The organism is Paenibacillus sp. MMO-58 (genome assembly GCF_037146255.1).
Lineage (GTDB): Bacteria > Bacillota > Bacilli > Paenibacillales > Paenibacillaceae > Pristimantibacillus.
The window spans coordinates 1,127,523-1,152,134 of sequence record NZ_JBBCVY010000002.1; the positions used below are offsets into that span (position 1 = coordinate 1,127,523).

Here is a 24,612-nt window from a genome sequence, read left to right on the forward strand (position 1 = left end):
ATAAATGATTGTATTATAATGACGCAATCTAACCCTTTACTGCGCCAATCATAATTCCCTTAACGAAGAATCTTTGGAAAATCGGATAGACCAGCAGAATCGGCGCGACTACGATAATGGTGACCGTCATGCGGATGGAAGTCGTCGTCTGCTTGGTGGCAAGGCTTGCCATGGCCGTTGAACCGGCATTTTGCAGATTGACCATCGTCGATAAGGAGCTTGCCTGATTAATATAGTTGTAGAGAATGAACTGCAGGCTGTACAGCTTGCTGTCCGTCACCAGCAGCAACGTGTCCTGAAAGGAATTCCACTGATCAACGGCCGAGAAGATGGCTACCGTAGCCAAGATCGGCTTGCTGATGGGCAGCATAATCCGGAAAAAGACCGTCATAATCCCTGCGCCGTCTATGCTTGCCGCTTGCTGCAATTCCTTGGGCGTTGATTCCACAAAGGTCTTAACCAGGATAATAAAAAACGGGGCTACGATCGTTGGCAGCACGTAGGCAAGAAAATTGTTGGTCAAATGCAGGGATTTCATGGTCAAGTACCATGGAATAATTCCGGCGTTGAAAAACATCGTGATGATCGTAAAGCGATACCAGAACTTTCTCCCCCACATATCCTCCTGGGTAAACATAAATCCGAGAAAAGCCGAAGCGCCAACGGTCAAACTTGTGCCTATAACGGTTCTCCCCAGCGATACAAGGGTTGCATCCCACAAACCCGGTATCTTGAACACGTCCAGATAGTTTTGAAAATGAATGTGCTTGGGAAAAAAGACGACGTCTCCCCTTGCGCTTATATCATTTGCGCTGATGGTATTGATAATAATCGAATAGAAAGGATAGACGCAGATAAGGGCAAATAAGGAAAACAACGTATAGACCACCACAGAAATCATACGGTCGGTTAAGCTGACCTTCATTTTCACCCGGCTCATACAATGCTCTCCCCTCTCAGCAGCTTGGACAATTTGTTCACGGAAAAGAGAAGCACAACGCTAATCAGACTCTTAAGCATGCTTATCGCGACGGAAACCGAATAGCTGCCGCCTCCCATGGCCAGGTTGTAGACGTAGAGGTCGAGCACTTGTATGGAATCTTTGTTGAAGGCATTCTGAAATACGAAATACTGCTCCAGGCCGTTATTCAGGAAACTCGCGATTTGCAGCATCAACAGGACAAAATAAGTAGGCAGCATGCTAGGCAGCACCACATACCGGATAATCTGCATTCGCGTCGCGCCGTCGACATGGGCGGCTTCGTAAAGAGAATCGTCAATTCCCATAATGGCCGCAATATACAAAATCGCCGACCAGCCTAGCGCTTTCCAGGTTGACCACATCCACATCGTAAGCCATACATGGTCGGAGTTCTGAAGGAATAAGACCGGTGAATCGATAAAACCAAGAAGCTTCAGGAGACCGTTAATAATCCCTTCGCTGGAGAACATGGAGAACGCCAATGAATAAACCAGCACCCAGCTGATGAAGTTTGGCAGGGTCGTTACGGTTTGAATAAACCTCCGGAAGCGTACCGCTTTAATTTCGGTCAGGAATATGGCGAAAATCATGGGCAACCACGAAAAAAGCAGGTTCAGGCCGCTCATGCCAAACGTGTTCTTGATAACCTGCAGCACCTGATCGATCTTAACCTGATTCTCTACTAAGGATCGGAACCACTTGAACCCGACAAACGGCGACTGGGACAATGGAATCGGAGGCATATAGTCGAAGAAGGCATACACCCATCCGTACAGAGGGTAGTATGCAAAGATGCCAAGTAAAATCATGAATGGCAGAATGTAGAGGAATTTGATTATTGAAGCGCTGCCTTTGCCGTTATGTACCCGCATTATTTACACCACCTGATTATTTAAATAAACTTATAATTCTAAATATTCTGTGTTCAATAAATGCAAGGATGAGTCGCCATCACTCCCCTCTGTACCTTATTTCTCAGCTTGCTTGCCGGACTGACAGCGCTTTCATTATTCTCGATGAAGCTAGTATAGAATATCTTTTTTTTCAAAACAATGACCTATTCTCATTGATTATTGATCTATTCTTAGATGCCTTACGAGAGCGATACTCCGAGGAAAAAGAAGCGAAAGCTCTCTATCGCTCCGGTTTATCTGTAAAATAAAAGCCGGTTCGCATAGGCATTGCGATAGTCCGTCGGGGTCAATCCCGTTATCCTCTTGAAGCTGTGCATGAACGGATGACTATCCGGATAACCAAGCTGCTGCGAAATTTCCTTGATACTCTGATTGGTATCAACCAACAGCGATTTAGCCGCATCCATCTTCTGCTGAAGCATAAATTGTTTCAGCGGCATGCCCGCCATCTCGGAGAAAAGAAACGACAAATGCTTGGCATTATAACCAAAGTGCTCGGCTAATTGGCTGACCTTCAAATTCTCTTGCCGGTTCCACTTGATATAATCCACGATGTCGTTGTAAAGCTGCTGCTGCTTTAACTTTTTGCCGGATCGGTTCTGATTGAAATAAAGCTGATTATACAACTCGCATAATATGGCAGTGGTCAAATAATTGTTTAAAGTCTGCTCGCGGTAGCTGCGGACGGAATCCTGCAGCTGCTTGAGCATGACAATCAATTTATCCGGGTTTCGGAGTACTCCCTTCTCCGGAATCCATACTCTTCCCGGCTCGTAACCCGGATCCTCTTCTTCGGGCAGATAACCGTCCTGTACCGAAAAATGAAGCCAATAAAAGCTGCAGTCAGACTCACGGTAACCGGCTTGCACCGCTCCCGGCGGCATCAGCAGGAAATCCCCCTCGTTCAGAATATGACGCTCGTTGTCCTTGGCGATATATAACGTACCTCTGGTTTGAATAAACAGTTCAAATTCGTGCAGCATGCGGTGCATGTGCATCCACTCCGGAGCCGGTGCCACAAATTTACCCGTCATAACCAACGTTACCGGCCGGTCTACTCGGAAGCTGTAGCTTGTCATGAGAACCATCCTTTCTGCTCTTTTTACACCTCATTGTAGATCAATTCAGGCAAAGGGGATAGATTTCTTCGAAATAAAACTTCCTTTTTCACACATAATCAAACCTTACGCCATTTACCGGGACCGCCAGCTAGTAATAAGCTTTTATCATAATCGCGAGAGGATGATGAATGAATGATGAAAGCCATAACGGGCGATACGTCTTTGAACCATTTCGGACTGGACCGCGTGAAGCTGTACGGTGAATACCAAACCAACGCCTTTCAGAAAGAACTGGATTACTTGCGCAGCTATGACGCGGACCGGCTGCTTGCCGGATTCCGGGAGACAAGCGGCCTGCAGCCAAAAGCAGATAAGTATCCCGGCTGGGAGAATACCGAAATCCGCGGGCATACGTTAGGGCACTATTTAACGGCCGTCTCCCAAGCCTATGCTCAAACGCGGGATTCCGGGCTGCTAGAAAGACTGAAATACATGGTTGCGGAATTGGCGGAAGCCCAGCAGGGCAGCGGTTACTTATCCGCTTTTCCCGAGACGTTGTTTGACCATGTAGAGAGCAGGAAGCCGGCGTGGGTTCCTTGGTACACCATGCATAAAATCATTGCCGGACTTATTGCCGTCTATCAGGCAGCCAAGCTGCAGCAGGCTTATGAGGTTGTCAGCCGCCTGGGCGATTGGGTCGCGGACCGTGCCTGTTCGTGGTCGGAGGAGCTTCAGGCTACCGTTCTGGCGGTAGAATACGGCGGCATGAACGACTGCTTGTATGATTTGTACAAGCTCACCGGCAACAGCCATCATCTGGAAGCCGCCCACAAGTTCGACGAGATCAGCTTGTTCGAGGCGCTTCGGGAAGGGAAAGACGTACTCAAAGGCAAGCATGCCAATACGATGATTCCGAAATTTATCGGTGCCTTGAACCGATATTTAACGCTTGGCGAAAGCCAGCGCGGCTATCTGGAAGCGGCGGTTAACTTCTGGGATACGGTCGTCTATCATCACAGCTATCTCACGGGCGGCAACAGCGAATGCGAGCATTTCGGAGAACCGGATATTCTGGACAGCAAACGCTCCGACGTAACCTGCGAAACCTGCAACAGCTATAATATGCTGAAGCTGACGAAAGAACTGTTCAAGCTCACGCAAAACAGCAAATACGCCGATTTTTACGAGAAAACGTATATCAACGCCATCCTTTCCTCGCAAAATCCGGAGACCGGCATGACGATGTATTTCCAGCCGATGGCCACCGGTTACTTCAAAATTTACAGCTCGCCCTTTGAACATTTCTGGTGCTGTACGGGTACGGGCATGGAGAGCTTTACTAAGCTGAATGACGGCATCTACTTCCATTTGGACCATAACCTATACGTCAATCAATTTTACAGCAGCAGATTGGATTGGTCCGAGCAGCAAACCGTTGTGACGCAGACAACTTCGCTGCCGTACAGTGACCAGGTCCGCTTTACGGTAAGCACAAGCAGCCCCAAACGGCTTGCCATTCATATTCGCGTCCCTTATTGGGCTGCCGGAGAAGTCGATATCGTCCTTAATGGGGAAGCCGTTATCGCTTCCGTTCAGCAGCAGTATGTTGTTCTTGACCGGATCTGGAAGGACGGAGATACCATTGTAGCCCGCATCCCAATGAAGGTTAGCTTCTCTCCCCTTCCCGATGCGCCTCATGTCATCGGCCTGCAATACGGACCTGTCGTTCTAAGCGCTGCCCTCGGCAAAGAAGATATGGTGGAATCCAGAACGGGGGTTATCGTTAACATCGCGACAAGAAGGATCGCGGTGAAGGATTATATCGTCCCTCAAGGAATGAGCGTGAAGGAATGGCTCGGCCGCTTCGACAAGTATGTCGTACGTCTTGGGAATGAACTGGCCTTCTCGCTGAGAAACACCGATATGGATGAACGGTTAATCTTTACCCCCCACTATCTGCAGCACCGGGAACGATACGGCATATATTGGAGTCTCCTGGATCATGAATCCGAGGAACTGCGGCAGCATACGGAGGCCGTGGACCGGGAACGCAGATTAAAAGAAGCAACGATAGATTCCGTTCAAGTGGGTAATGATCAATATGAATTGGAGCATCAGATCGAGGGCGAGCGCACGCATGGCGGTACGTGGGAAGGATTAAACGGAAGAATGGCGGAAGCCGGAGGATGGTTCAGCTACCGGATGAAGATCCAGCCGGGAGCCTCCTTGGCGGTAACCTTTAACCGCATGCATACGAACAGAAGCTTTGATATTTATATCGACGAAAAGCTGCTGGCAACCGAGAGCTTTCCTGACGTTTGGAAGAGAAGCTTCTATGAAAAGCGGTTTGAGCTTCCCGCTGCTTTAACAGCAGGCAAAACATACGTAACCGTTAAGTTTATTCCGGACGGAAAGATAAATGGCATTTACGGGGTTCTAAGGACAATCCGGCATTCGTCAGATGAAAAATAATGATACAGGACGCTTCTGGTATTTGACCAGAGGCGTCTTTTTCTCCATTTTCCGCGTTTGATCCTCATAACCCTAACAAATTCATTATGATTTCCTCCATATAAGAGTCGTTAACCGTTTTTTCTCTTCCTCATCCGGCAAAGCAAGCTTTCCTGTTCTCGTCAGGTATTCCAAAACCGCGAAAACAATCGTCATACCATCATTTATTGATTTATATATGATTTCTTTCATCGGCATAAACGAAGGGGCTATCTTTGTGTTCAATGCTTTCATGTCATCGTGAATCTGCTCTAACTTCCGCGTCATACCGGATTCTTCGAATCTCATTTCAAGAATTGACTTCAACCTGTCATGCTGCTTGAAGGTGAAGAATGGCACCATGCATTCGAGCTTCCCATGGTTCAGGGAGACAAACCCCTTCTCTATTAAACGGCTGATAACCAATTTATCAAAATCATTGTGACAGGCATCGCTCTCAATCAACTCCACCGCTTGAGCCAAATCAATCAAATCCGAAGTGTCGAAATTACGCCATGTCATTCCCGACCACCAGCTTTCCATCTGGACACCGCCGATCAGATTATTGCCTCTTGTCTTAATCCCATTGGTCGCATATTTCCGTATAATTTCATAATCAGGCAAATCTCTGCGGTATTCCTCATCGCTATAAACAATACTTGCGTCAACGATATATTTACCGCCATCTTTCCGTTCATCCGGAGAGTTTTGCTCATAATACGCAGGTTCTATCGCTCTAAGATACTGCTCCCAAATTGCATATGGCAATAACGTCCACAAAAGTGCATGTTCGCTGAGCTGAGCACCATGGAACCCTGTTGCGCGAATCTCATCAAGTGACAAGGATACACAAGAGTATATTTCTTCTGCCAACTCTTCAGCCTTGCTCTTGAAATAGCAACTCTCCGCAGCTATTTTGCTTATCGTCTCGATCATAAAGTTCGTACGATACTTGCCTTTACTACTTTCTATTACTAGATCAGACTTCATCAATTTTTGAAACTCATCCTCTACAAAAGCGCTTGCCGTGCCAAGCTTTCGGGCAATTTCCTCAATGCTCAACGCCTTCTCGTAGATAGCAATACATACATTAGCCGTAAGCAGTGACTGAAAATAGCTATTTGGTTCATGGTTTGGTCCCGGCGTACCGCTATGCCCTACTCTTAAATGGATGGGATTGAAACTTAATTGATCAACCGTTTTTTCCACTTTCAACGCCTCCTTTAGCTTTTTACGCACTTCGAAGAGATGCCATTTTATCGTTCCTTCAGCCAGCTTCAAATGAATAGCTATCTGCTCCACGCTTTGCTGTTCGTAATAATAACGTACCGTTATCTCTCGATGAAGACGAGATAAGTATGCTATTTCTTCGCGCATCTTATCGAGCTCAATGTCCTTCAGCAGCTCTCTATCCTGATGACATAGATGAGACAAAGGCTCGAGCTCCGAATAGTGCCAATGCCGCTTTTCTTTGGCGAGATAATTGCTCCAAGTATAACGGCAAATGGTATTTACCCATGCCTCCATATTGTCGATTTTTTTGCCATTCAGAAGAGAACGATACAGAGAAAGGAGAATTTCTTGGGATAGATCTTGAGCATTATGCTCGTGAGTTGTTTTTGAAAGCGCGAAGCCGAAGATTTTGTGGGAATAATAGCTCAGCTGTTGTTCGCTGAATGGGCCGTAGTCGTTCATGGCTCCCCCTTAGAAATGTCGTATATTATAAAAGTAGGCAAGTTCGGTGATTGGTTGGGATCGATGGAAAATTTTTTTTCGCACCCCGGTCACTGATGGAATTTTAACGCTGCTGCTCCCTTTTGACAACCGGTTAAACAATTGCATATCCTTGGTTCCTGTTCTCGGCGGAACAAGAAAGCCCGCATCAAGGATACGGGCTTTCTCTATTCCAATAGTTATTGTGTTTGGCCATACGAATTTAATAGGCGATAAATGATAACAGCCGCTTCTGCTCTTGTTGCCGTACCTTGCGGATTGATCTTGCCATTCCCGGTTCCTGTTACAATTCCTTCCTTCACTAACGCTGCCAACGCTTCAGTTGCATAGCCAGCAATGCGATCCTTGTCGGTGAAACCGCTCAGGTCAGCCGAATTACCTGCTAGTAGCTCATGGTTCGTCATTTCGAGTGCACGGGCTGCTAGCACCATCATGTCTTGCCTGGAAATCGCAGCATTCGGGTGGAATTCATTCTCTCCGGACCCCAGCGCGATGCCGAGCTGCTTGACTATGCCTAATGCTTCGTAGTAATACGCATTGGCCGGTACATCCACGAAATTGCCTGTTACTTCGGCCTTCAGTCCCAGCGCCCTGACCAGCAGCGTTGCGAATTCCGCTCTGGTTACACTGCGGCTTGGCTCAAAAGTCGTACTGGATATGCCTTTGATGATGCCTTGTTTCGTCAAGGTATGAATAGCCGCTTCTGCCCAAGAATAGCCGAGCAGATCGGAAAATGCAGGACCGGTTGATGGTTCCGCAGGATTTGCCGGTTCTGGTGTTGTCGTACCCGGTGCTCCTGTATTGCCGTCGCCACTGTCCTTCGTTACGGTTATGCTTGCCTCGGCATTTTTCTGTGCTCCCCCAGCAGAAATCGTCAATTTCAGCGTTCCAGAGCCTGCAGATATTCCCTTAATCGTAACCGCCTCCTGATTGTCAGCTCCTACGATACTGATCGAACCGCTTGCTTCCCATTGATAGACAGGGTTTGTTGCATTTGCCGGAGAGAGTGTTGCATGTAAGGTTGCTTGATCCTTCAGCTTGATCGAAGCCGGAGCACCTGCAAGGCTAACCGACTGCACCGGGATAACCGGGGATGTTGAATTCTTTGAAGTAAACTTCCAATAGTCGATATTAAATAGATTGCTACCCCCTTCTCCGCTGAACATGAAGAAGATAGGATGAACGCCCTTCACATTCGCCACTTCGGTCTTCATCATCTTCCATTGCTGCGCGCCACCCGTAGGCTGAATATCGAGTGTACCAATGACGTCGCCGATCGGGCTGTCCACGCGGATTTCGATTTTGCCCCCAGTGGTCGAAGCCACATTCGCTTCAAAAGCGGCCGCACCATCCATGCCGAAGTCTGCGTTTGCTACCGCAAGCCAATCTCCTTGGTTTACATTCGTAACATCCAGATTAAACGCTTCAACTGGGCTTCCCGGCGCCTCTGACCTCTCCGTCGCAACACCTGCATTCCAGGCAATGGTCTCCGCTTCCGTTCTCACGTAAGGATTCAGATTGGCAAGCTGGGATACGCCTTTCATATCCGCCTGAATATCTTTGATATGGCCATTCTCATAGAATTCCACTTTGTTGATATGCGTAGAACGATATCCTTTCCCATCTCCAATCATCGCTTTGCTTACGGTTTGAGCATGGTAGGTGATGTACCACTCGTCATTAAATTGGAAGATGGAATGATGGTTATTGCCGCCCACCCCGAAAAAAACACCCGGATTTTTCAGGATTGGTCCGACGTACGTAAACGGCCCCATCGGGTTATCGCTTACCATGTATGCAATTTCCCCTGCGGGAGGAGTTCCTTCCGGATGTGTTCCGGAAAAATTCGAGCAATAGGAATAGTAATATTTGCCGTTATATTTATGAATTCCGGAATCCTCGAACATATAAGGTGCGTCGATCGTCTCTGCCGAGCCAACCGTGCTGATCATATCATCGCCCAGCTTAATTACCCGGGCTGTTTTGGGATGGGAGATTTGCTCTGCCGAAGGATTAGGGCCTCCTGGAAGCCCGCCTCCAAAGTACAAGTAGCCCGCTCCATCGTCATCGACTAATACAGCCGGGTCAAACAGCCATACAACACCTGGAACACCAGGCGTATTGTCCGAGACTAGCGGCTTGCCAAGCGGATCCGTCCAAGGGCCGATAGGGCTGTCTGCCGTAAGCACCCCTATACCGCCTGCTCCATTAGCGAAATAAAGGAAAAATTTATCTACTCCGTTAATCTTCTTATGCGCTGCTGCGGGAGCCCATGAGAAGGCCGCCCATTTGGCAATGCCGTTCGGTCCCGCTACAGGAATAGCGCCGTGATCGGTCCAGTTGACCATATCAGCGGAGGAAATGACGAATACGCGGTTGAGATTGCTGAACGAATTGTCCTTTACCTTGCCGTTGCTGTCGTATTCGAAATCATCGCTCGACATATAGATGTAGACTCTGCCGTCATATACCATCGCGAACGGATCAGCTCCAAGCTTATGGCTCATAAGCGGATTCGAATAACCGGGAATCTTTGCGAGCGCCGCGGTATCAAATCGTTTCAATCCAATGTTCGCTACAGCCCCGTGAACGTTATAAGCTGCATTTCCACCATCAACTTTTATATAATCCGTGCGAATCTGTTCCGTTAAATCCGATGGAACAAACCCTTCCACTTTCAGTTTGATCGTGGCGAACAGATCAGAGGACTTATTCGCGAAGCCCACATTATTACCGGTTACGCTCATCTGCAGCTGCTTGCCCGAATACGTGAACGTTGGTGTCCCGGCTATATTGTTAGTGTTAAACACCACTTCGGTTACAGATAGGTGCTCCGGAATGTTAAACGATGCCGTAATGGACGAATATTGACCCTGCGGTAATGCCGCCAGATGTACAGGAACCTCCAGCTCCATATTATGAACGCCAATAACATCGGATACATCCTCCAGGCTCGCGTTCAGAATGGATGCTGAACCGTTCTCGCCAGTCCGTTTGTCTTCGATTCGGAAATAATCGAAGTCAACGTAACCGCCTGTTGACTTGGTCGCATAATTAAACAAGGCGAAGCGGTAGCCCATGAAATGATCAAGCTTATAGCTCATTTGCAGCGTATTTCCGATCGCGTGCCACTCCGTGCCGTTCAGACTATAATAGAAGTAAGCTTTATCCGAATTATTCCTGTAATCGAACTCCGCCTTTAAGTAGACTCTATCCTGGTTTAGCGGAACACTGGCGATTTCCTCCGCTGTACCCGAGCTTCCATTAACCATAACAATGGATTTCGTATTCCCGTTCATTTTGACCCCTACAAAACCGTAGTCCTTCTGCAGGGCGCCAAGTCCCGCGTAATCCCCGTTTTTCATTTGACCGACATCGATTGCAATGCTGCCCGAGCTCTCCGGACCAAAGGTGCGCTGCGTAAGCGTATTACGGGCATCGAGCATAGAAGTACTCTTGTGACCCGTTGTCAGTCTAAGATAACCTGATCGCTTGGAAAGGGACCAATAGTTGTTGTCCGGATTGTGGTTCCATTGCCAGACCAGGGACAAGTTATCGCCGTTATAGTCGTTTTCTCCGTCAGCTGCTTTATCCAATCCTATGGCCGGTGTCACATCCTCAAGTGATACGTCATCGATATAGAAATCCATCAGATCTTTATCCGGATCTTGTTCCGGCGTCCAGACTGTCTCGATAAAAATAAGCGGCGCATTCAAAGCTGCATCTTCCGGGACGGTGAAGGTTCCTTCAATCGTTCCCCATTTGCCTCTCTCAATCGTGGCTGAACCCAGAACCTTAATCGTTCTCCAATCGCCATCCTGGAAATCAAAGTTAAACGTCTTGGCTGCAGGCAGCTTCTCGTCTCCGTTATATTTCACTTTCGCCGAGAACTTGTAAACGCCGCCCGGCTTCACTTTCCCTGTTATATCTTGTTGTGCACCCGCACCTGTAGCCGTTCTGTTGCTGATGAATAAACTGCTGGTGCCGCTGCTTGCTTCATCTGTTGTTACCGCCACCGCAGCATTATCGTGTTTGGTCCATGGAGCAAGACCGGATTCAAAGCCGCCATTCTTCAGAAGGTTCGAATCCGGCGTCATGTCCATGAAGGAAATATCATCCACACGGAAATCCATTCGATCCTGGATAGGGTCCTGCTCCGGTGTCCATACCGTCTCAAGGAAAATTCGGGGTTCTTTAAATGTCGTATCAGCCGGAATCGTATACGTCCCTTCAATGGTTCCCCATTCTCCTTTCGCAATCATTGCAGAGCCAAGAATTTTAATCGTCTGCCAGTCTCCATCCTGGATATCAAAATTAAACCGTTTCGCAGCTGGAAGCGTCTCATCTCCGTCATATCTCACTTTTGCCGAGAATTTATATGTGTCTCCGGCTTTGAGCTTTCCGGTTAGCATCTGTTGAACACCTGCACCCGTCGCTTGGCGATTGCTTATGAGCAAGCTCTGTGATCCGCTATTATAGACATCGCTTGTAACGGTCACAACGGCATCATCATGGGCAGACCATGGTTCTAGTCCGGCCTCGAAATCGCCGTTAACCAGAAGCTCTTTACCCTCTTCAGGCATCAGCGCGTTAGTCTCCGACGCTGCTGCCAATGCTGTACTTTGTACCGTGTTCGTTGTGCTTAAGCCTGAATCGGTTGATGGATAATGGGAGGCTCCGGATTTCTCAGCCCGTGGATAAAATTCATCCGAATCAACGAATAAGCTCTTAGAATTGACACCGCTTACAGGAATTTTTATGTTCTCGGGAATGGTTCCATTTTCTCCAAATACCGGCCAATTCTCTTCCCACGTCACCGGAACAAGAAAGGGAACCCGTCCGACCGAGCCATGATCCTGAAACAGCATGCCGTACCATTTGCCATCTGCCGTATCAACAATGCCTCCTTGCGCGACACCTGTCTGTAAAACAACTCTGCCTTCGTATGTGCCGTCAATTGCAGCGGAACGGTGTACGATTTCCGTTCTTGGCGCGTTTTTGGGCCACGTAATATTAAATACGTAATAATAGCCGTTTATTTTCTGGATATGCGTGCCTTCCGCAGGAAGTCCAACGTTTTCCGCCGTGCTTGCAACGAGGCTTGCATTCGGAATAAGAACCTTATTAAGCCCGTCCGGTTTAACAGCGGTCGCATCCGAGTTAAGCTCGATGATCCGAATATCTCCGCCGCCGTAAACCATGTACACACGTCCATCATCGTCAAAGAGAAGAGACATATCATGGTAGACACCGTCCAGCTCCGCATGTGTCCAAGGACCTTTCTCGATATCCGATGTTTGATAGATGTAAGTTTTTCCGGTGCTGTATGAAGCAAACGCAATGTAATATTTGCCCTCATGATAACGAATGCTGCTCGCCCAAGAGCCTTTACTGTATTCGTTTTTTCCATTTCGGAGGGTTTGCTTGTCTTCATCTGCAAGGATATCATAAACATAATTGACGATTTCCCAATGGACCAAATCATAAGATTTCATGATAGGAACACCGGGATTCATATGCATCGTTGTGCTTGTCATGTAATAAGCATTACCTACCCGAATGACATCGGGATCCGGAACATCCGCCCATATTAACGGATTCTCAAAGGTCGCATCTTCTTGCTGCGCAGCGAAAACAAGCGGACGTGGTACAAGGAATACCAACATTGTAAACGCTAACAAAATAACGAATGACTTTCTAATCATTGTTTTCCTCCTCAAATGGTTTTTTACCAGCTTATAATTTGAACCCGTGCTTATCTTAAAATAACCAACACCATTTATATATGTATTTTTTTGTTAACAAAGTGTGGATTTTTTCGCGTTTTATACTACTTTAAACTCGAATTAATGATGAATAATAAAGCAACGTTCATATTTTTACTTCACTATCATTTCTTTACTATTTATTTAAAGCAATAATGCAACTAATTAGCGCATTTGCCACCCCCTAAGCTGTTTGCCTTGACTTTTGTTTTATCGAAATTCTACATCCAGATCTATGAGAGAAACAACCTGTTCAATGATTGAACAATATACCTTAGTAATTGTAGGTCAGATCCTCGCCTCAAAATCGCAGTAAAAAAACCTGCATGCCGCAGATGTAAATTAATCACAAAGCAGCATGAAGGGCTATCTCCCGATCCGGTTGGATTCAGAAGATAGCCCTTTCAACTACCGACCCGTTATAAGGAGTGCATCCCAAAGTAAATAGTCTGCCGCTTCTTCGGCGATATGCTTCCCGCGCTGCGCTTTCACTTCATTCATAAACGCCACAAGCTGGCCAGCCTCCAGCTTCTTCAGCAAGCTGTTGGAAATCGAGAGGTTGTTTAAGCCTTCAACCGGCTTGATCGCATTGGGCTCGTTATTTAATAAGTAATCGTAATAGAGGACGTTCTGCAATCGATAATCGCTCGCTAGAATCTTGGAATAATCTTCAATGGAGGAAAGCAAGGTTTGAAGATTGTTTTTGATGAGCACAAGCTCCCGGGATGAGTTATTTGTTGCTTTATCGATAATCGCCTTCTGTGAAATCGTGTTGGCAAAGATGGACTGGGTGGAAATAAATACGACAATGATTAGAATATTCGAGATGAATATTTTATTCTTAATGGAAATCCCGCCTATATAATTCGAGAATCCTTTCATTTCGTCATTACTTCCTCTCTCTTCATTAGGACAATGAATGCGGAAAGAACAAATGTGGGGGTAAAACAGGATAACAGAGGTTTAATGAGTGTCAACTTGAAATGTGGAAATCAACTTAAAAAAGAAAGCCGGCAAATGACCAGCTTTCTCCCGAAACCTTCGCTTCTAAAGCGTCTTCTGGATAACTTCCGATTCCGCATACTCGTCGCTATTCCCAAATATCAGGCGGCTAAAATTGTAGGCACCGTTATTCCAAACGTTAAAATCGTGAAAACCATCCTTAATCAGAACTTGATAAAAAGGACCAAGGTGATTGCCCGCTTGGTCTATAAGCCCCTCTATCGATTTCGCGTAGCTCGTAATGGCAACGCCATCGGCATCTCCGCAGGTCATATACAGCAGCTGGAGCTTATGATCGGAAGAGGCCAGGCTTGCTCCAAGAATGCTGCCTTCACTCGATGTGGGAGCATTCGAGAACGCTCCGACATAAGCGAACAAATCTATCATGCCTGGCGCAGGCACCGTTTTATCCAGCCCGTTGTTCCAGGCACTCTCGGTTCCCGTGAATCGCGTCGAGTCGTATCTGTAACCGCCGACAATCAGATTCAGAGCCTGCATCCCTCCCATCGAAAGTCCGGCGATCGCTCGATGCGTGCGATTAAATAGGATTCCCTCAGGAGATGTGTCCGTTATGTTCGCGTAAGTTTTGTAATTGGATTCTATAAACGGGATCAGATCGTGTCTCAGCTCGTAATCGAAGTAATAGAACCCCAGCATATTGGTTCCTTCGGTAGTAAAGGATGCGTCCGTCCAGTCATGCGCGCTTCTTCCGTTGGGGAATACGACAATCAGCGGTTCGATGTCTCCCTTTGCAATGAGATTGTCGAATAAATTGCAAATGATATATCGCTCGTCAACCTGACCGTTGCTGCTTAACCACTCGAATTGATTACCACCGACGCCGTGAAGCAAATACAATACCTTGTATCTGAGGTCCTTATCGTTCGAATCATAACCCGCAGGAAGATAGACATTGCATTTTTTCCAGATGGCATCCCCCGCAACGGCTTCTCTTCCCGCTTCGCTGATCGCGATGTTCTGCTTGGTGACAAGCTGCCGAGATAAATCAATATAGCTGCTTGCCTCATAGGAAACCTCTTGAATCGTACCTTGAAGCTCTTGATTCACTGCTTTCAAATACTCAGCCGGTACGGCAGTTATGTTCCTATTTCTCATTGTTTATGATCGCCCCTTCGGTAGCTTGGTAATAGATTAATAGTATCATGACGATAAAGAGCAGTGTAACCTTACAAACTATATGACTATCATAGAAAATAAAAGAGCACTGCGTTAACACAGTGCTCAGAGTGTCGATAAAGTCCTCTGGACTTTTCGGCGCTTTTATTTTTATATGGAATAACTATCTTGAATGAGAGCCTTCACGACACGCTTCACGACATCTTTAGCTGCTTCCTCAATCGAAGAGATATTTGAAGCAACCTCGATTGGCAAGAAGGCTTTACCAATGATGTTTTGCGCAATGGCTTGGTCGTTGTCGTTCTCAGCTCCGGCAGCCGGTACCAATGCAATAAGTCCCGCATCGTTTAGCAATGTGGCATAAGCCGCGATTTGCCGCACGGATTCTCCTGAGCGGTTATCGATCAGCATCGTATGGTAACCTCTAGCTACCAAACGTTTTTCGACTTCCTTCGCGAGAGCCGTATTATCCAGAACGGAACCCGTAAGCCAAAGCGTTAATGGCTGCTGCCCTTTTTGCTGGGCACGAACATCTCTGGTGACTTCCGTATCGACCCGTACGACGTTGTTAGAGCTTTGAAGAGCTTCGTCAATGACGCCGCAAGCGGATGTCATATTCGTTACGCGATCGATGAGAATAAAGCCACCGATGCTTTTATTTTTTTCAAACGAGTCAAAAACAATACCATCCGCTAGTGAAAATTCGCATTTAGCCAATTCATTCTTAACCACGTGATCAGCTGTAACCGTATTGCCTGTATTGATATCGATTTTATAGTTAATTGCCGTCACAGTACCCGGAAGAATCTTCGTACCTACCTTCACCAGAGCATCTTTGCCCGGCGTCAAGACAGAATCATCCATCCAAAGAATCGTGGCGCTAAAGCTGTCAGCTTCTTGGAGCTGATTGTCCTTCGTAAAGACGCAGCCTCGCGAAACGTCGACTTCCCTGTCTAATTGAATCGTAACGGGTTGCCCGGCATGAGCCGAATTCCTGTCTTTGTCTGTTACTAAAATTCGTTTAACCTTCGCCTTCTCATGGCTAGGCAACGTTATCAGTTCATCGCCAACCGCGATGCTGCCGGCTTCAATCTGGCCTTGGAATCCGCGGAAGGTGTGGTCCGGTCGACATACCCGTTGAACGGGCATCATGAACGGCTTCGCTTCGTCGCTTGTATGAACATCCACGCTCTCCAAATACGGCAGTAAAGGAAGTCCCTTGTACCAAGGCGTATTCGGCGATTTCTTCGTAATGTTATCCCCTTCGGTTGCGGAAACAGGGATCACCTGAATGCTCTCAAACCGGAATTCAGTGGTGATGCGGGAGAATTCATCTTTGATTGCATCAAATTTATCCGTATCGAAATCCACCAAATCCATTTTGTTTACTGCGAGAACCAGATGCTTGATCCCCATAAGGGCGCAAATCCGGGTATGGCGCTTCGTTTGGGTAATAATTCCTTTGGTTGCGTCCACCAGAATAACGGCAAGATCGGCAAAGGATGCGCCCACAGCCATGTTGCGCGTATATTCTTCATGCCCCGGCGTGTCCGCTACAATGAACGAACGGTGATCCGTCGTAAAGTACCGGTAAGCGACATCAATCGTAATCCCTTGCTCGCGTTCCGCAAGCAGCCCGTCAAGAAGCAAGGAATAGTCAATTTTACCACCGCGGCTCCCCAGCCTGCTGTCCAGCTCGAGAGCTCTCTCTTGGTCGGCGAACAAGAGCTTAGCTTCATAAAGCATATGTCCAATCAAGGTGGATTTGCCGTCATCCACGCTTCCACAAGTAATAAATTTAAGCAGACTCTTCATCTTAGAAATAGCCCTCCCGTTTGCGTCTTTCCATGCTTCCCGCTTCTTCCTGGTCGATTACCCTTGTTGTCCGTTCGGAGGATACCGCACCAAGCGTTTCTTCGATGATAGCATCCAGCGTGTCCGCCTCTGACGGGGCGCCGCCAGTCAGCGGATAGCAGCCTAATGTGCGGAACCGCATTTTTGCCATTTCAATCTTCTCGCCTGGCTCGAGCTTCATCCGCTCGTCATCCACCATGATCATCTGACCATCACGGTTGACGACAGGTCTTTCTTTCGCAAAGTAGAGGGGAACAATATCAATGTTCTCTCTGCGAATGTATTGCCAGATATCCTTTTCCGTCCAGTTGGAAATCGGGAACACGCGGATGCTTTCGCCCTTATTGATTCTGGTGTTGAAAAGCTTCCACATTTCCGGCCGTTGATTTTTCGGATCCCAGGCATGATTCTTATTACGGAACGAGAAAATCCGCTCCTTCGCGCGGGATTTTTCCTCATCGCGTCTTCCGCCGCCAAATGCAGCCGTAAATCCGTACTTATCCAAGCCTTGCTTCAGGGCTTGAGTTTTCATGATATCCGTATAGGCGGAGCCATGATCGAATGGGTTGATCCCTTGCTCAATCCCCTCCTGATTGGAGTGAACAAGCATTTTAATTCCGAATTCTTTCGCCTTGCGGTCGCGGAATTCAATCATCTCTTTGAACTTCCACGTTGTATCGATATGAAGGAATGGAAACGGCGGCTTCTCCGGATAAAATGCTTTCAGCGCCAAATGCAGCATCACGGAGCTATCCTTACCGATCGAGTACAACATTACGGGATTTTCACATTCCGCCGCTACTTCTCTGATAATATAAATCGCTTCAGCTTCGAGTTGATCCAGATGTGTTGTTGCATCTATGGAATCAATCGTCAATTTGTCCATGAAAAAGTGCCTCCCTTTAATCCTTACTAAATCTATAGGCTATATTTTATATCGTATCAGATTTTCACTTTGTTGCAAAGTGGAATAAAGTATTTTCTTTTATTTTTTAGAACTGCTCAATTCCATAAAAAGGGATGACGCAGCCGAACTCCCTTCAGATTGTATAATTCCATTTTAGAAAAAAGCGATGGATGACAAACAAAAAAAAGGACGCCTCGAGTGTTCCACTCGACGGTGTCCTTTTTATACAAACTTGTTGTATCGAGTCAATCGTATTGTTAAAGTAAATAACTATAGGACTACCGTTTTCGTTGCAACTTCCTCTTGGAAGGTCTGGTCATGCTCAACAAAAACCATGGTTGGATTAAAGCTTTTAATAAGCTCTTCAATCTGCATGCGTGAATAAACATCTATAAAGTTTAGCGGCTCATCCCAAATATATAAATGGGCTCTCTCACATAAGCTTTTAGCAATAAGCAGCTTTTTCTTTTGGCCGCCGGAATAGTGGGATATATCTTTTTCAAACTGGATCCGATCAAAATCCATTTTTCGCAGAACGGATTTAAATATCGCTTCATCAATCTGGTTGTCTTCGATAAAGTCAGACAGCTTTCCCTTTAAATGAGAGGTATCCTGTTGTACATAAGAAATGACAAGGCCGGAACTAACGTTCACAGTACCCGTATGCCTGATTGGCTCCCCTAGAATTAGTTTGAGAATACTGCTCTTTCCACTGCCATTCTTTCCATTAAGCACTACCCGGTCTCCCGCTTCAACCTTAAAGCTTAATGGCTTATTCACTAATTCACCATCATACCTAACAGACACGTCCGTTAACTGAATGAGTTCTTTGGCTTTGTACTCTAAAGGTTCTAATTGCAAAGACTCCGTTTTTTCCACGTTTTTAAGCAGCGTTGACTTCTCTTCAATGGCCTTATTTTGCCTTGATTCCAGATTTTTTGCACGTTTCATCATTTTTGCGGCTTTGTGTCCTACAAACCCCTTGTCCAATTTAGAACCCGAATTCGTGGTGCCATTTTTAGAGGCTTCCACTTGATTGGACCAATTAGCTGAACGTTTGGAAGATTGCTGCAGCCTTCCAATGTCTTTCTGTAACCGCTCATTCGTTTTTTCCTCATGTTCCTGCTGTCTATCAAAATTCAGCTTCCAAGAAGAATAATTACCGCTTTGAACCTCTATATTGGCTCTGTTTATGGACAAGATATGATCAACACAGCCATCCAAAAAGTTTCTATCGTGTGAAATTAGAATGAATCCCTTTTTCCTTTTTAAATATTTGGCAACCATCTTCCGAGCTTGAGTATCCAAATGATTGGTCGGTTCGTCAATTAATAAAAATTGCCCTTCGTTTAAGAAAAGCGCCGCCAGCAAAACCTTCGTTTGTTCCCCATTCGATAACGTTTCGAATGGCCTGTACATCACTTCGGCATCAACATCCAAATAAGATATTTCCCGAAGAAACTCCCAATCCTCTGCTTGAGGACAGATCTCTTCCAATATTTCATAGGTGAGTCTGCTCTTATCCGTGACCGGATACGGAAAATAATTAAATTCTACCGAAGAGACAATATTACCGCTGTATTCATATTTCCCTAATAGCAGATTGAAAAAAGTCGTCTTGCCTCGACCGTTGCGGCCAATAAAACCAAGCTTCCAATCCGTATCGATTTGAAAACTAACGTCTTCAAAAATATTGTCAAAGCTGCTGGGATACGAAAATGTCAGGTTCTGCACATGAATCATTGACATGGTAATTTCCTCCTTTTTATAAACACGTTGCTTCTTTATAAAAAGTCGGCGCATATCCATCGATTCTCGTTTACTCCGTATAAGTTGAATGGATACTTACCGACTTATACGGAGTAAATCATGCGTAACAACCGTGTCTGTACTCATGTTCACCCTCCTTTATTTCTTGCATAAAAAATAAAGAGCTGCAAGAAAGGTTACCTTTCTTGCAGCTCAAATACACGAAAAAAGAATTTACCCTTCTCCACTTAAATATTAATCACAATTCTAGCATACCAGGTTTCGCTTTTCAACTTTGCACCTTGCAGTCGTATGTCTTAAATTTGCAATATGCCTGGGAAACAATCTCCTGTATAGCACCCAAATTAAGCGAGCTCTACTGGTGCGCTTAGGGTCCCTTCCTGTCTCTGCGATTCCGTTTCAACGAAATCGATCGACCAGGCGACAATCCACGGACGCTGATCGCGTGCTTTCTCTGGAATCCAATAACACTTATCGATAAATCCTTCGCGTGGTGACCAGACGAACACGCGCAGACCGACCTTCACGATATCCTCGGGCCCGCCTTTGCCGCGCGGGTATGCCAGCGTGACTGCGATTGATTCTGTTTTCGTCGTCTTTTTCTCAACCGTGTACGAGAATGAGGCATTGCCTCCGATTTCGAATATATTATCGATTCCGGCCTTTACTTCGGCCTTCACCGTGTCGTCACGGGACTGCAGCTCCGTTGTCACGGACTTAAGCGTATATTTTGTCTCGCCGCTCTCTGTCCATTCGACAGGCACGTCTGCAATGCTATCAGCATACTCAGGCGTGCCGTTGAATCGGCCGATCCATGTCTGATAGGAATTCGTGTCCGGTTTGCCAGGGAATAAATCGAGATTCTTTTTTATATCGAAATCAATGCCCGCATCGGAAACCGTGAAGGTGTAGACGATAACACCTGGGATTTCTTGCCCCGACCAATCCTTTAACTTGAATGCGTAACGCGTAACGACAGGCTTGAGATAAATGTATGTCGATTCGTTCTTGCCCTGAATCGGTGCAATGATTTTCTCGAATGTCTGCGAGATCTCGGAAGTCGTCTGCGTTTTACGCGTCAGTTCTGTGCCGAGTTGGAACGAGCCGAGCAGCGGGAATCCTTTGTCGCTGGATTTTCCGCCAATTTTCAACTGTACGCCGATCTTAATCGTAGCCGTAACAGAAGTCTGCAGAGATGTGGTATAACCGAACTGGAATCGAGATACGCTATCTCGGAAAGGCTGTCCGTTGAGGATATAGGGAGGCGGACCTTCAACCACGCCTATAAGCGAACGAAAATCGCGACTTACCGGTTGCTGCAACGTCGAAGAATCGTCTCGTACAAGCTCATCGGACTCCCAACGTGCGACATAGAGTGATGATTGTACGTTATGATAGTTGAAAACATACCAAATTTCTTGACGTAACTCCGTTGCAGAAATGGCACGTACATATGTAAACAAGCCGAAATGCGCCCATTGCGGGTAACGCGCGTATCCCTCGTTAAGCATCTCGGCTATGTACCAAGTGTTGGACATGACGCTATATTCCTTCTTCTGCTGCGGCTTCCAGCCAGCCCACGTTTTTCGATGCCATCCGTTGACAAGCATCTGAACAATCTGGCCGTGATTTCCGCCTTTTGTCGATCCCGCGGCGACGGCAACGAATTCCGCTGAACCGCGAAACTCCGTGTGCTCAGTAATATCCGATATGTGCAGTCCCGAACCCGAACCATCGGTTTCAAAGCTATAGATGCCGGACCAAACATTCCAGTACTTCGTTGCCATTGCGTATTTCAGGCGTGGCGAGCCGGACTGGTCGACGAAAGCACAAATGCTGATATTGCCAACGTTCTTCCATTCCTCGCGAATCTCGCTCCCCCATGTCTGACCGTCATCTGACCAGGCAACCACAGCCTTGTCCTCTCCATCGTGATGACGACTGCCGAAAACAAACAGTCGCTGCCCGATGGATGCCGTAGAGATCTGGCGTTCCCCATATACCGTAAAGCCGTCGAAAAATACGGGTTGGGTCCAATTTTCTCCGTCCATCGTCGAGGTTCGCGCAACCCTGCCGCTGCGATTCGAGAAGAAAACATACATGACGCCGGCATGCGCGCATGCTGCGAAAGTCATCACATCCGCGTTACCATTAAACGACACTGGCTGATTGGGGATGACGGGCTTGTTCGACCAAATGACCTCGATGCCGGATCCGGTAGAACGCGTCTTCGTGCAGGCGATCCGTGTCTCGTGACCAGAGTGCTGCGCTATGCGCTGCATATAGAAAAGATACGCGTGGTCGTTGTAGTAACAGCCTGTAGCAGGGGATTCACCAGTCTGCCAGGGGCTCGAGCTCTTAAGGTAATGTTCCGAATAATTTGCCATGGAATCTCTCCTTGTGACCATTTTTCTAATAAGAGTAAAGCGAAATTTAATAGATGTATATTAACTAAAGTTAACCAAGCTTGAAAAAATACCATCCACTTGCGTCCAAGAGGACTGATTAGACGTTAAAAAAGACAATCCAAATGGGTTAATGGATTGTCTAAATCTCGATGAGAAAATAGTTATAAAGAGATTCTTTCCCTTTGCTTCATGAGAGCGAATTTTTTTTTGACATTGTAAACACAAAGCGATATGCACTATCCGCTGGATTAACTGGAAGGGATAAACGGCGATCGCATGGACATTGGAGTAACGATTAAGTACGCAACGATCATCGAATCTACTTTGCCGATATTGGTCCTGTATCCGTTTCTGCAAAAATACTTTGTGCACGGCGTTTTGATTGACGCGCTGAAAGAGTAACGGCTAGTCCTTGCCCATCCTATCAAAGGGGCTTGACTTTGGGACGCCCTGGCAGATTACTAATCGATTCCCCGATTTGCGCCTGTAACAAGCGCTACTCGCTTATCTTGCATCTGCATATGGAAACCCCACTCCAATCGGTATAATTACAAGTTAGTACTGTTCACTCTTTTGCGCATGGAAACCCCTGGATAAATAGCGGCAATGCTTAACATGAGGAATAAGATTCCCCCAAGTATAACGTATTGCGTACTTAATCCTGATATAAATAGTCCACATATACTTGCACCAATTGTTGTGCCCAAATTGGCGGATGTCAGAAAAAGTCCATTCGCCAATTCAGGCGCCTCCGGCGCTGCGGACACGATCCAATATTGTGTAAGGTTCCCTCCTATGCCTCCCAGTACCCCCCAAATCAAAATAAGGACGAACATTGGCACACTAAACTGTCCCATAATGAAAAGCATAATGTACACGGCTCCCAGCGCAAATGGATAAACCTTTACTGTTCGTATCGCATTTTTGGCAAGCAGCTTCCCTGCCATCATATTTCCAACCATATTGGCTGCACCGTATAGGAATAACATTAAACTGATTGTATTCCAATCATAGAGGGTTACGGTCTTTAGATACTCGGAAAGATAACTGTACACCCCGAATACGGCCCCATTCATGAAAATCACTGCAGCGATGGAGAGCCAGGTCATAGATCTCCTTAATACGCGTATTTGAGTACCGTAAGAAATCCTTGTCCGGACAGGCATCGATGGTACTAACAGAAGGGTTGCAATAAATGCGACTGTCGTAACGGCAGCAAAGAACAACATGGCAAGGGCAAGCGAAGTCGTAGTCGCAATCAAGCTTGAGATTGGTACGCCAAGCACCATTCCTGCAGACACGCCCACAAATACTTTGGCTACTGCCTTCGAAGCGTTTTCCTTGCTGACGGAAGCAGCTGCAACGGTAAATGCCAATGAACAATAAACAGGATGGAAAAATGCCGGAACAACACGTGCGATCAATAACACGGTAAAGTTTGTCGTAATAGCGGACACCAGATTGCCTGCTATAAATAGGCCAAGTACAAGCAGCATAACTGTCTTTCGGTTCATGCCCGATAGCAAAGAGGGCAGTATGGGGCCGGAGACGGCAACAGCAAGCGCAAAAAGACTGACGATTAACCCTGCGGTTGAGATGCTGACATGATATTGTTCCGCGATCAGCGGCAATATTCCGATGACGCCCATCTCGGTATTCAATATTCCGAATACACCCAGCGTTAAAATATAAACAAGCAACTGATTTTGTTTAGTCGTCATAAGCCATGGATGACGAGAGCTCGCGGTAAGCATCGATCTGCGTCTTAAGGTCAGCAATTTTCTGCTCCGCAATGCCTATCGCATCCGCGCCTGCAATAAAGCGCCGAGGCGGCTGTGATTCGTTCGCAATTTGGAGAAGAGCATGGGCAAGCTTGTTCGGGTCACCGGATTGCCGTCCATTCTGTTTCTCAAAAAATGCCATATAACTTGCTCTGCGTTCCGCATAGTCCTTAAAGGACAGTTTAGCGTAAGTCGACGATGTCTCCGTAAGAAGCTCCGTCCGGAAGAAGCCCGGATTCACAATGGTCGTATGAATGCCAAAGTGTGTTACCTCGGGAGCCAACGACTCCATCCACCCCTCAAGCGCGAATTTCGAGGCAGAATAAGCAGAATTAAATTCGAATCCGGAAATACCTGCGCCCGAGGAGATCGAGATAATGTGACCGGAACGCTGCTTGCGCATAACAGGCAATACCGACCGGGTTACGTTCATAGGGCCGATCAATGCTACTTGCAACTGACGTTCAATCTGATCAACTGTCAATTCCTCAAAAAAGCCTCCGAAGAAGTGTGCGGCATTATTGACGAGTACATCGATGGTTCCGAACCGTTCGACCGCACTCTTAACGGCAGATTCTGCATCCACTGTCCGGGTAACGTCCAATGGAACGACCAATCCATTCTCGTTGTCACCAATTACTTTGGCTACAGCCTCCGGATTCCGGCCGGTAGCCACTACTCTGTGCCCGGCGCTTAAAGCAGCTCTTGCGATACTAGCGCCCATACCTCGACCGGCACCAGTGATAAACCACACCTTTTTCTGATCCATAGCGATCAATTCCTTTCTTTTTCTTATAAACAAATCGC

14 protein-coding genes and 1 pseudogene are annotated in these 24,612 nt (G+C 46.7%); 2 read left to right on the forward strand and 13 right to left on the reverse strand.

Going from position 1 to position 24,612, the window contains the following annotated elements; genetic code table 11:
* Window positions 1-28: 28 nt before the first annotated feature.
* The 3 genes from WFJ73_RS10705 to WFJ73_RS10715 form a co-directional block, all read right to left on the reverse strand.
* Window positions 29-940, reverse strand: coding sequence for a carbohydrate ABC transporter permease (locus tag WFJ73_RS10705; protein ID WP_336773017.1), 912 nt, complete (start codon window positions 938-940; stop codon window positions 29-31).
* Window positions 937-1,854 (reverse strand): ABC transporter permease subunit, encoded by a 918-nt coding sequence (locus WFJ73_RS10710; RefSeq protein ID WP_336773018.1) that lies wholly within the window; start codon window positions 1,852-1,854, stop codon window positions 937-939. The genes WFJ73_RS10705 and WFJ73_RS10710 overlap by 4 nt, the downstream gene beginning before the upstream one ends.
* 275 nt (window positions 1,855-2,129) lie before the next feature.
* Window positions 2,130-2,975, reverse strand: a complete 846-nt coding sequence (locus WFJ73_RS10715) for an AraC family transcriptional regulator (protein ID WP_336773019.1) — start codon at window positions 2,973-2,975, stop codon at window positions 2,130-2,132.
* 174 nt (window positions 2,976-3,149) lie between these two features.
* Here WFJ73_RS10715 and WFJ73_RS10720 point away from each other — a divergent pair, with 174 nt between their 5' ends.
* Window positions 3,150-5,429 (forward strand): glycoside hydrolase family 127 protein, encoded by a 2,280-nt coding sequence (locus WFJ73_RS10720; protein WP_336773020.1) that lies wholly within the window; start codon window positions 3,150-3,152, stop codon window positions 5,427-5,429.
* An 84-nt stretch (window positions 5,430-5,513) separates the two neighbouring features.
* On the opposite strand, the gene WFJ73_RS10725 is transcribed toward WFJ73_RS10720, so the two are convergent.
* The 8 genes from WFJ73_RS10725 to WFJ73_RS10760 all read right to left on the reverse strand — a co-directional run bounded on the left by WFJ73_RS10725 (window position 5,514) and on the right by WFJ73_RS10760 (window position 22,003).
* The gene (locus WFJ73_RS10725) at window positions 5,514-7,142 is read right to left on the reverse strand and encodes an RNA polymerase sigma factor (protein WP_336773021.1); all 1,629 of its coding nucleotides are present in this window, start codon (window positions 7,140-7,142) and stop codon (window positions 5,514-5,516) included.
* Window positions 7,143-7,360: 218 nt separating this feature from the next.
* On the reverse strand, window positions 7,361-12,886 hold the full coding sequence (locus WFJ73_RS10730; protein ID WP_336773022.1) for a family 43 glycosylhydrolase: 5,526 nt from the start codon (window positions 12,884-12,886) through the stop codon (window positions 7,361-7,363).
* A gap of 468 nt (window positions 12,887-13,354) precedes the next feature.
* A complete protein-coding gene (locus WFJ73_RS10735) occupies window positions 13,355-13,828 on the reverse strand; it encodes a hypothetical protein (protein WP_336773023.1) in 474 nt (157 codons plus the stop codon).
* 165 nt (window positions 13,829-13,993) lie between these two features.
* Window positions 13,994-15,064, reverse strand: coding sequence for an alpha/beta hydrolase (locus WFJ73_RS10740; RefSeq protein WP_336773024.1), 1,071 nt, complete (start codon window positions 15,062-15,064; stop codon window positions 13,994-13,996).
* Window positions 15,065-15,235: 171 nt separating this feature from the next.
* Entirely contained in the window at window positions 15,236-16,900 is a 1,665-nt protein-coding gene (locus WFJ73_RS10745; protein WP_336773025.1) for a GTP-binding protein, read from the reverse strand.
* Window position 16,901: 1 nt separating this feature from the next.
* Window positions 16,902-17,825 (reverse strand): sulfate adenylyltransferase subunit CysD, encoded by a 924-nt coding sequence (cysD, locus tag WFJ73_RS10750; protein WP_336773026.1) that lies wholly within the window; start codon window positions 17,823-17,825, stop codon window positions 16,902-16,904.
* 291 nt (window positions 17,826-18,116) lie between these two features.
* Window positions 18,117-19,595 carry an Lsa family ABC-F type ribosomal protection protein gene (locus tag WFJ73_RS10755; RefSeq protein ID WP_336773027.1) on the reverse strand — a complete coding sequence of 493 codons (1,479 nt, stop codon included), beginning with the start codon at window positions 19,593-19,595 and terminating at the stop codon, window positions 18,117-18,119.
* A 365-nt stretch (window positions 19,596-19,960) separates the two neighbouring features.
* Entirely contained in the window at window positions 19,961-22,003 is a 2,043-nt protein-coding gene (locus WFJ73_RS10760; RefSeq protein WP_336773028.1) for a hypothetical protein, read from the reverse strand.
* 288 nt (window positions 22,004-22,291) lie between these two features.
* Between WFJ73_RS10760 and WFJ73_RS10765 the strand changes: the two are divergent.
* Window positions 22,292-22,426: pseudogene (locus tag WFJ73_RS10765) on the forward strand (carbohydrate ABC transporter permease); the annotation flags it as partial.
* 146 nt (window positions 22,427-22,572) lie between these two features.
* Here WFJ73_RS10765 and WFJ73_RS10770 read toward each other — a convergent pair.
* Entirely contained in the window at window positions 22,573-23,745 is a 1,173-nt protein-coding gene (locus WFJ73_RS10770; RefSeq protein WP_336773029.1) for an MFS transporter, read from the reverse strand.
* Entirely contained in the window at window positions 23,735-24,574 is an 840-nt protein-coding gene (locus tag WFJ73_RS10775) for an SDR family NAD(P)-dependent oxidoreductase (protein WP_336773030.1), read from the reverse strand. Before WFJ73_RS10775 ends, WFJ73_RS10770 begins: the two co-directional genes overlap by 11 nt.
* Window positions 24,575-24,612 lie beyond the last annotated feature (38 nt).

Bases quoted from the DNA above. Each gene is read 5' to 3' on its own strand.
- WFJ73_RS10705 (WP_336773017.1), bottom strand. From the start codon at position 940: ATGAGCCGGGTGAAAATGAAGGTCAGCTTAACCGACCGTATGATTTCT.
- WFJ73_RS10710 (WP_336773018.1), bottom strand. From the start codon at position 1,854: ATGCGGGTACATAACGGCAAAGGCAGCGCTTCAATAATCAAATTCCTC.
- WFJ73_RS10715 (WP_336773019.1), bottom strand. From the start codon at position 2,975: ATGACAAGCTACAGCTTCCGAGTAGACCGGCCGGTAACGTTGGTTATG.
- WFJ73_RS10720 (WP_336773020.1), top strand. From the start codon at position 3,150: ATGATGAAAGCCATAACGGGCGATACGTCTTTGAACCATTTCGGACTG.
- WFJ73_RS10725 (WP_336773021.1), bottom strand. From the start codon at position 7,142: ATGAACGACTACGGCCCATTCAGCGAACAACAGCTGAGCTATTATTCC.
- WFJ73_RS10730 (WP_336773022.1), bottom strand. From the start codon at position 12,886: ATGATTAGAAAGTCATTCGTTATTTTGTTAGCGTTTACAATGTTGGTA.
- WFJ73_RS10735 (WP_336773023.1), bottom strand. From the start codon at position 13,828: ATGAAAGGATTCTCGAATTATATAGGCGGGATTTCCATTAAGAATAAA.
- WFJ73_RS10740 (WP_336773024.1), bottom strand. From the start codon at position 15,064: ATGAGAAATAGGAACATAACTGCCGTACCGGCTGAGTATTTGAAAGCA.
- WFJ73_RS10745 (WP_336773025.1), bottom strand. From the start codon at position 16,900: ATGAAGAGTCTGCTTAAATTTATTACTTGTGGAAGCGTGGATGACGGC.
- cysD (WP_336773026.1), bottom strand. From the start codon at position 17,825: ATGGACAAATTGACGATTGATTCCATAGATGCAACAACACATCTGGAT.
- WFJ73_RS10755 (WP_336773027.1), bottom strand. From the start codon at position 19,595: ATGTCAATGATTCATGTGCAGAACCTGACATTTTCGTATCCCAGCAGC.
- WFJ73_RS10760 (WP_336773028.1), bottom strand. From the start codon at position 22,003: ATGGCAAATTATTCGGAACATTACCTTAAGAGCTCGAGCCCCTGGCAG.
- WFJ73_RS10770 (WP_336773029.1), bottom strand. From the start codon at position 23,745: ATGACGACTAAACAAAATCAGTTGCTTGTTTATATTTTAACGCTGGGT.
- WFJ73_RS10775 (WP_336773030.1), bottom strand. From the start codon at position 24,574: ATGGATCAGAAAAAGGTGTGGTTTATCACTGGTGCCGGTCGAGGTATG.